11 protein-coding genes are annotated in these 10,116 nt (G+C 60.5%); 5 read left to right on the top strand and 6 right to left on the bottom strand.

The annotated features are described in order from the left end of the window. Positions 1–287: 287 nt before the first annotated feature. Positions 288–509 carry a hypothetical protein gene (locus tag T281_RS18870; protein ID WP_013419938.1) on the bottom strand — a complete coding sequence of 74 codons (222 nt, stop codon included), beginning with the start codon at positions 507–509 and terminating at the stop codon, positions 288–290. Positions 510–720: 211 nt separating this feature from the next. On the opposite strand from T281_RS18870, the gene T281_RS13915 reads away from it, so the two are divergent. From T281_RS13915 to gor, 4 genes are all read left to right on the top strand, one after another. Further along, entirely contained in the window at positions 721–2,169 is a 1,449-nt protein-coding gene (locus tag T281_RS13915; protein ID WP_037240399.1) for an NAD-dependent succinate-semialdehyde dehydrogenase, read from the top strand. Continuing rightward, positions 2,166–2,726 (top strand): ribose-5-phosphate isomerase RpiA, encoded by a 561-nt coding sequence (gene rpiA, locus T281_RS13910; RefSeq protein ID WP_081796816.1) that lies wholly within the window; start codon positions 2,166–2,168, stop codon positions 2,724–2,726. The genes T281_RS13915 and rpiA overlap by 4 nt, the downstream gene beginning before the upstream one ends. A gap of 227 nt (positions 2,727–2,953) precedes the next feature. Continuing rightward, on the top strand, positions 2,954–4,165 hold the full coding sequence (locus tag T281_RS13905; protein WP_155955256.1) for a hypothetical protein: 1,212 nt from the start codon (positions 2,954–2,956) through the stop codon (positions 4,163–4,165). Positions 4,166–4,252: 87 nt separating this feature from the next. Beyond that, complete coding sequence (gene gor / locus T281_RS13900) at positions 4,253–5,623, top strand: glutathione-disulfide reductase (protein WP_037240403.1); 1,371 nt, start codon at positions 4,253–4,255, stop codon at positions 5,621–5,623. Between the two features lie 154 nt (positions 5,624–5,777). Here gor and T281_RS13895 read toward each other — a convergent pair whose 3' ends face one another. From T281_RS13895 to pufB (T281_RS13875), 5 genes are all read right to left on the bottom strand, one after another. Continuing rightward, a complete protein-coding gene (locus T281_RS13895; RefSeq protein ID WP_037240395.1) occupies positions 5,778–7,226 on the bottom strand; it encodes a PucC family protein in 1,449 nt (482 codons plus the stop codon). 426 nt (positions 7,227–7,652) lie between these two features. Continuing rightward, positions 7,653–7,850 (bottom strand): light-harvesting protein, encoded by a 198-nt coding sequence (locus T281_RS13890; protein ID WP_013419932.1) that lies wholly within the window; start codon positions 7,848–7,850, stop codon positions 7,653–7,655. Between the two features lie 34 nt (positions 7,851–7,884). Next, on the bottom strand, positions 7,885–8,040 hold the full coding sequence (gene pufB / locus T281_RS13885) for a light-harvesting antenna LH1, beta subunit (RefSeq protein WP_127077862.1): 156 nt from the start codon (positions 8,038–8,040) through the stop codon (positions 7,885–7,887). 729 nt (positions 8,041–8,769) lie between these two features. Next, positions 8,770–8,955 (bottom strand): light-harvesting protein, encoded by a 186-nt coding sequence (locus T281_RS13880; RefSeq protein ID WP_037240393.1) that lies wholly within the window; start codon positions 8,953–8,955, stop codon positions 8,770–8,772. 27 nt (positions 8,956–8,982) lie between these two features. Then, complete coding sequence (pufB, locus tag T281_RS13875) at positions 8,983–9,135, bottom strand: light-harvesting antenna LH1, beta subunit (RefSeq protein WP_013419929.1); 153 nt, start codon at positions 9,133–9,135, stop codon at positions 8,983–8,985. A 200-nt stretch (positions 9,136–9,335) separates the two neighbouring features. Here pufB (T281_RS13875) and T281_RS13870 point away from each other — a divergent pair, with 200 nt between their 5' ends. Continuing rightward, on the top strand, positions 9,336–10,055 hold the full coding sequence (locus T281_RS13870) for a glutathione S-transferase family protein (RefSeq protein ID WP_052037503.1): 720 nt from the start codon (positions 9,336–9,338) through the stop codon (positions 10,053–10,055). Positions 10,056–10,116 lie beyond the last annotated feature (61 nt).

The following is a 10,116-nucleotide window of genomic DNA, read 5'->3' as shown; positions in this document are numbered from 1 at the left end:
TTGCGATGCGATTGCACGCGTTTCTGGTGCAAACTTGAAGCGAGGCACCGAAAAGCGCAGGCTTGCAATCTCGTTCGTCGCCGAACATCAGGAAGAACTGCGACCTTACGGGGGCAACGGACGAAGACAAGGCCCTACCGCTCGTCTTTGATCGCGCGCGGGAAGGCCTAGCGCATCGCCGCCCGCGCTTGCAATCAGCCGTTGAACACAGCGCCGAGCCTCAGGACAGCTAACACCGCCAATCCGCAAGCCGATCACATGTCAGCCGGGTTTGTGGCGACGCCCTGTCAAGACTTCGACGGCTCGATCTCGGCAAGGGCCGCTTCGATCAGTTCACGCGCGCGATTAAGCTCGGCATGGCCGGCGATAACGCTGAGTTCTTTCAGCATGTCGGCGAGGTATTCACGGCTATCTTGTTGAGAAAGAAATGCGAAATCCGCGCTTTCGGCCGACTGGGCTTGAGAATTGGGAGTGCTTTCTGACAGGACCGGTGATAAGACGCTCGTCATTGGGGGCTCCGTCGTTCCTTGCCTGCGACGTGTCTCGCAAGGCTGCTGGCCCACATTTATGACCGGTTGCAAAGAAGATCAAATGCATCCTGTGATTGAAGGGGATTTGTTAAGAGTTTGTGGCTTTTGAGGAACAGATGCGGCTAGCCGGTGGCTCTTGTGGTTTTGAAGCTGGCGCGGCATTATGTCAGATCCGCTGATAAGGGAAGTCATGGACCAGATTTTCAAGTCACTGCTCCGTGATCGCTGTCTGATCGGGGGCGAATGGCGGGGCGAGCCGGCGCTGCCGGTCGTCAACCCGGCGACCGGCGCTTTCCTTGCGCGTGTGCCGAATTTCGGACGCGTGGAGACCCGCGACGCCATCGAGGCGGCGCACAAGGCGTTTCCCGCGTGGAGCGGGCTGCTCGCGAAAGAACGCGCGGCGATCCTCAAGCGCTGGCACAACCTGCAATTGGCGCACGCGGAATCGCTGGCGCGCCTCATGACCGTGGAGATGGGCAAGCCGCTGGCGGAATCGCGCGGCGAAGTGGCCTACGGCGCGGCCTTCGTCGAGTTCTTCGCCGAAGAAGCCAAACGCATCTATGGCGAGACGGTCCCCTCCCCGCGCAAGGGCGGCCGCGTCATCGTGATGAAGCAGCCCATCGGCGTTGTCGGCGCAATCACGCCCTGGAATTTCCCGTTCGCGATGATTACGCGCAAGGTTGCGCCCGCGCTTGCGGTTGGCTGCACGGTGGTTGTGAAGCCCGCACCCGATACGCCGCTGACGGCGCTGGCGCTCGGTGCGCTAGCCGAGCAGGCGGGCTTTCCGCCCGGCGTCTTCAATATCGTGACGGGCGATGCCGAGGCCATCGGTGCCGAACTCACCGCAAACCCGCTCGTGCGCGCGATCACCTTCACCGGCTCGACACGGGTCGGCAAGCTTCTCATGCGCCAGTCGGCGGATACGGTGAAGAAGGTTTCGCTTGAACTTGGCGGCAACGCGCCCTTTATCGTGTTCGACGACGCTGACCTCGACAAGGCCGTGGAAGGCGCTGTCATCTCCAAATTCCGCAATATGGGCCAGACCTGCGTTTGCGCGAACCGCATCCTCGTGCAGGACGGCGTCTATGATGCCTTCGCTGCGAAGCTCGTCGCGCGCGTGGCCGCGCTCAGGGTCGGCGACGGCTTGCAGGCGGGCGTCGAGCAAGGGCCGCTCATCAACGAAGCCGGCATTAAAAAGGTGGAAGACCACGTCGCGGATGCGCTCGCGAAGGGCGCGCGGCTCCTCGTGGGCGGCAAGCGTCACGCGCTCGGCCGCACCTTCTTCGAGCCGACGGTGCTCGCGGATGTCACGCCCGAGATGCGCGTGGCCACGGAAGAAACCTTCGGCCCGGTCGCGCCGCTGTTCCGTTTCAAGACCGAGGACGAAGCCATCGCGTTTGCCAACGGCACGCCCTACGGCCTTGCGGCATATTTCTATTCTCGCGACGTCGCCCGCGTATGGCGCGTGACGGAGCGCCTCGAATTCGGCATTGTCGGCGCCAACGAAGGCATTATCTCGACAGAGGTCGCACCGTTCGGTGGCGTCAAGGAATCTGGCCTCGGCCGCGAAGGCTCACGCCACGGCGTCGAGGAATTTCTCGAACTCAAATACATGTATCTTGGGGGACTTTCGGATTGACCGACATTCAAAACCTGAAGCGCGAGGCTGCTGCCGAAGCGCTTAAATTCGTCGAACCGGGCATGGTGCTCGGCCTCGGCACGGGCTCCACGGCTTCGGCCTTCATCGAACTCCTCGCGGAGCGGCTGAAGACGGAAGACCTCGATCTCACCTGCGTCGCCACCTCGGAGCAGACGAAGCGCTTCGCGGAGGAACGCGGCATCAAGATCGCGGACTTCAACACCATCGCCGATGTCGATCTGACCATCGACGGCGCGGACGAGATCGACCCGCAGTTGAACCTGCTGAAGGGCGGCGGCGGCGCGCTTCTGCGCGAAAAGATCGTGGCCTTCGCGTCCGACCGCGTCATCATCATCGCGGACGCATCGAAATATGTGGAGCAGCTCGGCGAATTTCCGCTGCCTGTGGAAATCGTGGATTTCGGCGTGGCCGCCACGCTCGCCATGATCGAAGCCGCCGCCGAAGACGCTGGCTGTCAGGGCAGCATCGCGCTTCGCCGCACCGCCTCGGGCGACACGTTTCGCACGGATGGCGGCCATCTGATCGCCGATTGCTAGCAACTTCACGAGTCAAGTGGAGCTTTGAATTCGACATTTGAGCGCCAACTCGCAGCAACCGGAACTCAAATGTCAAATTCGCTCCACGAGCGAAGCCGTGCCGTTGATGCGCTTCAGAGCGAAGTGAACGCCGTTCACTCGACGAACCGCCTCATGAAGAAATGGAGGCTTTTCGCATTAATAAGCGAGAAGGCTCTGAATGGCGGGGCTGATACAGGAGCAACGGCATGCGCTTGAGATCGATCATCCCCGCATTATTCATGGCATGTGCCGCCCTCGCGGGCGGCGTAGCGCTTGCGTTGGAAACGCCGCCCCCCGCTTCAGCGCCCGCCAACCGTGAGGCAAAGCCCGTCGATCCCGAAGCGAAGCGGGTCGCGCAGGCACTGATCGAGGAAATTCTCACGGCCAGCCACGCGGCGGAAATCTACGGCGATTTGCAGCGCACCCTGCGCGACGTTTACATCCCGATGATGCGCGAGATCATTCAGGGCGGCTATCCCGGCATGCCGGACCCCAACCCGGAAATGACGGCGCAACTCGCGAAACTCCTCACTGCGATGGACTATATGCGCAAGGCGGGGGAGGAACTCGACGTTGCGCTTGCCGAGAATCGCGGCGCGATCGTCTCCGACTTTGCTGCGCAGCTTGCGCGCGAAGCGAGCCGCGACGAGATCGCCGATGTCCGCGCCATGATGGATCTTCCGGCGGTGCGCAAAGGCTTTGACGTGCTTTACGCGGCGTCGAAGCTCATGACCGGCTACACCTATGAAGACAGTCGTATCGTGTCGGAATTCTCGGCCTGGGCGAAGCAGCTTGATGCCGCGAAGAACCTGAAGGGTCTGCCCGGCCTCGATGGGAATGCGGTTTCGGTGCCCTCCGCCGCGAAGGTTCGCAAGGCGCAGGCCGTGGTCGAAGACCTCATTCGCATCTCGCATCTGGAAGACACCGTGGCGCGCGTGAAGCGCTTTGCCCGGGACGTTTATCTGCCGACCGCTCCCGTCTCCGAGGAGGAGCGCGCGAAACTGGCGGCGCAGATCGACGAGTTCGAATTCACCTATAATATGCGAAAGGCGCTCGTGCTGGCGCTCGCGCCCTCGGTCGTGGCCTCCGTGCTTTCGGATGCGGACCTCGACACGTTGCACCGCTTCGTTCTCACCCCTTCCTTCGCGAAGGGCTTCGACCTTCTCAGCAATACCGTGGTCGCCGCCACCGCGTTCACGAAGGATGACATCCTTCAGGCGGAGAAATCCTTCGAGGATTTCGATCGCAAGGCGCAGGTGCGCGAGCGGGCGAAGAGCGAGGGTGAGAAAGTCACAGACGAGTGGCAGGCGCTCATCGATAAATGGCGCGAGAAGCTCGCGGATCGCCTGTCGCCAGAAACGCGGCAGGGCCTCGAACGCTCGCTCGACGATCTGGACAAGACCGGCTCACCGATCTGACGACGACGGGGAGCAGGAGTTGCTATCGGCTTGGCGATCAATGAAGCTCATGCGAACATCGCCGGAGCTGCAACCACAAAGAAACTCATGACATTCGATTACGATCTCTTTGTCATCGGCGGCGGTTCGGGCGGCGTCCGTTCAGCGCGCCTCGCTGCGAAGCTCGGCGTACGCACGGCCATTGCCGAGGAATACAAATTCGGGGGCACCTGCGTGGTGCGCGGCTGCGTGCCCAAGAAGCTGTTCGTCTACGCGAGCGAATTCGGCCGCGCCATCGACGACGCGAGCGGCTATGGCTGGACGGTCGAAGGCAAGCGGTTCGACTGGAAAGCGCTTGTTGCGGCGAAGGACAAGGAAATCGAGCGCCTCAGCGGGCTTTACTCCGGCGGCGTTGAGGCGGCGGGCGGCACCGTGTTCAACAGCCGCGCCGAAGTGGTGGGTCCGCACACCGTGCGGCTTCTGGCCGAGGATCGCACCGTCACAGCGGAACGCATCCTCATCGCGACGGGCGGGCATCCCTTCCTGCCCGATATTCCGGGAATCGAACACGCCATCACCTCGAACGAGGCGTTCCACCTCGCAGAACTGCCGCAGAAGATCGTGATCGTCGGCGGCGGCTACATAGCCGTGGAATTCGCGGGAATCTTCAACGGCCTCGGCGTTGATGTCGAGCTTGTCTATCGCGGCGGCGAAATTCTGCGCGGCTTCGACCACGACATGCGCGAGGGGCTGACCTCGATCATGCGGCAGCACGGCATCACGATCACCTGCAACACGGAACCGGTTGCCATCGAGAAGACCGACGCGAGGCTGATTGTGGCGACAAATCGCGACACGCGTATCGCCTGCGACTTGGCTATGTTTGCAACGGGCCGACGCCCCAACACGGTCGGGCTTGGGCTTCAGAGCCTCGGCGTCAAATGCGGCTGGAATGGTCGCGTGATGGTGAACGACAGCTATCAAAGCTCGGTGCCGAGCATCTACGCGGTGGGCGATGTGACCGACCGCGTGAACCTGACGCCGGTTGCGATCCGCGATGGCGTCGTCTTCATCGAGGCGGTTTACAAGAACAACCCGAACCCGGTGGACCTTGCGTTTCTGCCAACGGCCGTCTTCTCGCAACCCGAAATCGGCACGGTCGGCTATACCGAGGAGGCGGCGCGCGAGATGTTCCGCGCGGTGGACATCTACAAGGCAGCGTTCCGCCCGATGAAAAACACGCTGGCCGGAAGACCCGAGCGCACGATCATGAAGCTGGTGGTCGATGCCGATTCGGATCGCGTGATCGGCGTGCACATCCTCGGCCCGGATGCGGCCGAGATCATTCAGGCCCTTGCTATCGCGGTTAAGATGGGCGCGACGAAAGCCGATTTCGACAACACGATCGCGTTGCATCCGACGATGGCGGAAGAACTCGTGACTATGCGCGAGAAATGGACGCCGCCTGTAACGACCTGAGCGACGTCACCGCAGTGGTAAGGGGGCCGCAACGCCCCCGCTTTTGACCCCAGATCGACGGCGTTTGAATAGAAAAGAGCCTTCTCGCGCATAAATCGCGGGAGGCTCTTTTTGATTGAAGCGCGGCTTCCGGCAAGCGGAGCCCGTTGGACGATCAGGCGTCCGCAGGCACTGCATCAGGGCGTATGTCGCTCGCCGGTGTTTCTTCCTTCGAAGGCGCTGTGGCCTTCGCCCGCAGCAGCGGGATCATGGCGATCAGCGCCGCGAGGAGGAGAACGATCTCGATCGAGTAGACGACGATATAACCCGTCGCCGGACCGAAGGACTGGTCGCCCCAGTTGGAGATGATGTCGCGGATAATGCCGCCACTCGCGACCGCGAAGCCCGCAGCCGTCGCCTGCGCCGCGCCCCATGCTCCGAGCGCGAGGCCCGTCTGATCCTTGGGCGCGAGGTTCATGGTGGCGGTCAGTGTGCCGTGGCCGAAAAGGCCAGCGCCGAACCCGATCAGCGACGTGCCGACCACGAAAAGCCAAGGCTGCGACGCCGGAGCCGCCATGATTACCGCGAGGAAAGCCGGAATGCCCACCAGCGCGCCGTAAAAAGCCATCCGGAAAGGATCGAAGCCGCGGCTCAGTACACGCGACGCGAGCGCGAAGCCCAGAAGGCCACCGACCGCGAGCGTGGCCGTGAGCTTCGTTGTGGCGCTGACCGAGAGATGCAGAATCTGGCCGCCATAGGGCTCAAGCAGAACGTCATGCATGCTGAAGGCGGCCGTGCCGAGACCGACGGCAACAAGGCGACGAATCGCGCTGCCGCCTTGGACGAAAGCGGCCCAGGATTCTTGGAAAGTCGGGTCTTTCTGATTGCGCTCCTCTTCCGTCAGCAGACGGGAGGGGCGGCGCGCTTCCTGCTTCCAAAGGGCGATCGTGTTCAGAACGAGCGTTGCCACGGCCGCGCCCTGAATGACCTGAATCAGGCGGCCCGGCGTAAACTCGGTCAGCAGAAGGCCGAAAATGATTGCGCTCACGATCATGCCGAAAAGCAGCATGACGTACATCAGGCCGACGACCTTCGGCTGAGACTCCTTTGGCGCAAGATCGGTAGCAAGGGCCAGGCCAACCGTCTGAACGGTGTGGAGCCCGGCACCGACGAGCAGGAATGCGAAGCCAGCCGCGAGATGCCCGATCCAGACCGGGACATGCATCTCACCTTGGCCGGACAGGATCAGAATGGCGAACGGCATGATCGCCAGTCCGCCGAACTGCACAAGAGAACCCTGCCAGATGAACGGAACGCGACGCCACCCAAGAACGGATTTATGTGTGTCGGAGCGGTGCCCGATGATCGCGCGGAAGGGCGCGAAAAACAGCGGCATCGACACCATGATCGCGACCACGGAAGCGGGAACGTTCAGTTCCACGATCATCACGCGGTTGAGGGTGCCGACGAGAAGCACGAGCGCCATGCCGACTGAAACCTGAAACAGGGACAGGCGCAGAAGACGGGACAGTGGAAGTTCCGGCGTCGCAGCGTCCGCGAAGGGCAGGAAGCCCGCGCCGCGCGAAAAAACGAAACCCGTTACTCGCTGGCTGATAGAAGTCATCGATCAAGCAACTCCAACAGAAGGGGCCGTATGGCCTCATAAAACCTTCGCCGAATATGCGACCGGAAAGGAGCGCTTGTTCAGAAACGCCTCAAAGCGCCGCAAGGCGACCCCATCGCCCTCGCACCGCCTTCTCTGCCCGTGTCGTGTCCAGACAGCCTTCGGCTTCTGGCTTGTCCCCAAAACGCGGCTTCATCCATGATGAAGGTCACGATCAGCCACGGCAGCCTGCGCGAAGCAGCTTTGTGAGCTGCGCGCAGGCTTAAATCTTCCGGCTTCGACGGCGCTCGATCGCTCGCGCAGACCGTTCGATGTCTCCCGCGAACGAGAGACGCCGAAAGGTGCCGTCTCACTATGCCCGTGCAAGCGAAGGCCCAAGACCCCATGGGATCCGAGCCCTCGGTGCGGGCAGCGAGACGAAGCGATTTAGCGCACGACCGAGGTTTCGATCGAAGCGGTCTTGGCGGCAGCGCCGTCCCAGTACTTCGGGAACCACTTCGTGTGCCCGATCAGCGACGCGTGCACGAGCACGGCGATCAGCGTGACGGTACCGAGAAGGAGCGGAAGACCAACCTTCGGGGGAACGACGAGCCAGATGCCGGCCTGTCCATCAGTATCAGCCATAGTGAATTCTCCTATTTAAGATGAGAAAGAAAGATTAGTGGAGCCAGGGGGTGTAGATGTAGGCCAGAACATGCGCCACAACCGCAATCGCGCCGAACACGCGGGTGCCGTTGATGACGTGACCGTGCAACTCCTCGGCTTCCGCCAAGGTAAGACCCGTCGGATAAACCTTCACCGGATCAGCCATGATAGTACCTCCTTAAAAGGACCTGCTGGTTTCGTGCTGGAACCCGCACGCGGGGTGCTCACAAGCTGCCTGTCGAGCGGACTTGTTTCTTATGGCAGCTCGGGTGTAAGCATATGCTGACAATCGCATGCGTCAACCGGATTTGACAGCCGAAATCGGCTTTGGGGCATTATGACGCAAGGTTGAGCAGTAAGAAAAAGATGTGACACGCGCAAAAAGTCGCGGCTAAACTCGCAAGGCGCGGCATTCCGTCCGAAGAGCGAAGTAATACGAAAAAAAATACGAAAGTTTTCTTTGGCGGGGGTAAAATTACGCTGGTAAAAAGCTGTGAATAACCCCGAAGATCGCAATTAATATTTACGACCGAAAAACGACGATCGCCCGCTTGCCATGCCCTTCAGCCTCGCGGTTCATTAGACAATCGAACCGCGGCGAATTTGAGGAACGCAGACAATGAAATGGCCTTGCTCGCAGCGTCTTTTAGCGAGCACGCAACTGATCCGCAACCTCACCGAGAAGGAAGGGCCCAGAAAGCACAAAAATAGCCGCGCTGCCTGTCAAGGCTTGGCACGACCGAACCAACAAGGCACCTACGCTACGGCGGCGGGTGAGAAACCGCGCGCAGATATAAAAACGCCGTCCAACCGAAGATGCTACTACGAAAAAGCTGCCCCGAAACGGAGCCCACGCTTTCGCAATCGCAACTCAGTCAGACGGCGCAAAAAAAGTGAATTACTTCACCTGGGTGGCAACAGTCTTCGTGCCACCTTCCCAGTAAGCCGGGAACCACTTCGTGTGTCCGATCAGCGACGCGTGCACGAGCACGGCGATCAGCGTGACGGTGCCGAGAAGCAGCGGGAGACCGACCTTCGGGGGGACGACCAGCCAGATGCCGTGTTGACCATCAGTATCAGCCATTTTCAGCTCTCCAGTTTGATAGATTGATTAGTGAAGCCAAGGCGTGAAAGCATACGCGAGGAAGTGCGCGACAAGAGCCGCCGCACCGAAGACGCGCGTGCCGTTGATGACGTAGCCGTGCAGCTCTTCGGCTTCCGCCAGCGTCAAACCCGTCGGATAGACCTTATTTGGGTCAGCCATGTGTAACTCCTTCAAGGATTTGGTTTTTCTCTGTGAGGGCCGCGTGCGGCTCTACGGCTTGACCATATTCCAGAGGTGTTTGGTGTCAATGAGAATTGACAGAAAAAGCGGGATTTGTGTCAATCTGCCACAAGCTCAGAGGCTCTCTTAAGCCTTGAGAACGCTCGTGAAAAAAGAATTAATCTAGGGCTTCAAGTATAGTGCCGTTTCGGGATGCAGAGAAAATCCGCGTCTTCGTTTCGAAGTTTGGCGAGAGCCTGAAAAGTTTGATAGTCGGATCGCGCACTGAGGAGCAAGCAGTGATCGAGATTTACGGACGTCCAACAGCGTGGAATGTCAGAAAGGTGCTCTTCTTTATGGAAGATGCCGGTATTCCCTATCGGCGTATCGATTGCGGGCGCGAATTCAGACCGACGAATACGCCCGATTTTCTAGGCCTTAATCCGAACGGGCTGGTGCCCGTGCTCCGGGACGAATCGTTCACGCTGTGGGAAAGTCACGCCATCCTGCGCTATCTCGCCGCGAAATATGGGCCCGATGGCTATTATCCCGTTGATTTACAAAGGCGCGCGCGGGTCGATCAGTGGCTTGACTGGAAGCTGGGGCATGTCTCGCCCGCGCTTCGGGTTCTTTTCATGCGCCATTTTCTCCGGATCGGCGAGTATACGGACCGCGAGGCGACCGAGTGCGAGGCTGAAGCGAACCGGCTTTTCGCGATCCTCGACGACCGACTTGAAAAAACGGGCGCGTATGTTGTGGGAGCGGAGATAACACTTGCCGACAGCGCGCTGGGCATGGCGGTGCATCGCTGGCTTAATCTTCCGCTGCGTCGCCCGGACCTTCCGAACGTGATTCGTTATTATGAAAGACTCAAAAAGCTGCCGTCATTCGAGAAGACGGTTTGCATCGGCATCCCCTAGTGGTCCGATTCCGACATTTGCATCCGTTCGCGGCACGTCGTGAGCAAATGCCGGAAGCGGA

Source organism: Rhodomicrobium udaipurense JA643, assembly GCF_000636015.1.
Classification (GTDB): Bacteria; Pseudomonadota; Alphaproteobacteria; order Rhizobiales; family Rhodomicrobiaceae; genus Rhodomicrobium; species Rhodomicrobium udaipurense.
This window is presented reverse-complemented; position numbering and strand designations above follow the sequence as displayed.

Excerpts from the sequence above, each read along its gene's own strand:
- T281_RS18870 (WP_013419938.1), bottom strand. The coding sequence starts at position 509 with ATGACGAGCGTCTTATCACCGGTCCTGTCAGAAAGCACTCCCAATTCT.
- T281_RS13915 (WP_037240399.1), top strand. The coding sequence starts at position 721 with ATGGACCAGATTTTCAAGTCACTGCTCCGTGATCGCTGTCTGATCGGG.
- T281_RS13905 (WP_155955256.1), top strand. The coding sequence starts at position 2,954 with ATGCGCTTGAGATCGATCATCCCCGCATTATTCATGGCATGTGCCGCC.
- gor (WP_037240403.1), top strand. The coding sequence starts at position 4,253 with ATGACATTCGATTACGATCTCTTTGTCATCGGCGGCGGTTCGGGCGGC.
- T281_RS13895 (WP_037240395.1), bottom strand. The coding sequence starts at position 7,226 with ATGACTTCTATCAGCCAGCGAGTAACGGGTTTCGTTTTTTCGCGCGGC.
- T281_RS13890 (WP_013419932.1), bottom strand. The coding sequence starts at position 7,850 with ATGGCTGATACTGATGGACAGGCCGGCATCTGGCTCGTCGTTCCCCCG.
- T281_RS13880 (WP_037240393.1), bottom strand. The coding sequence starts at position 8,955 with ATGGCTGATACTGATGGTCAACACGGCATCTGGCTGGTCGTCCCCCCG.
- pufB (WP_013419929.1), bottom strand. The coding sequence starts at position 9,135 with ATGGCTGACCCAAATAAGGTCTATCCGACGGGTTTGACGCTGGCGGAA.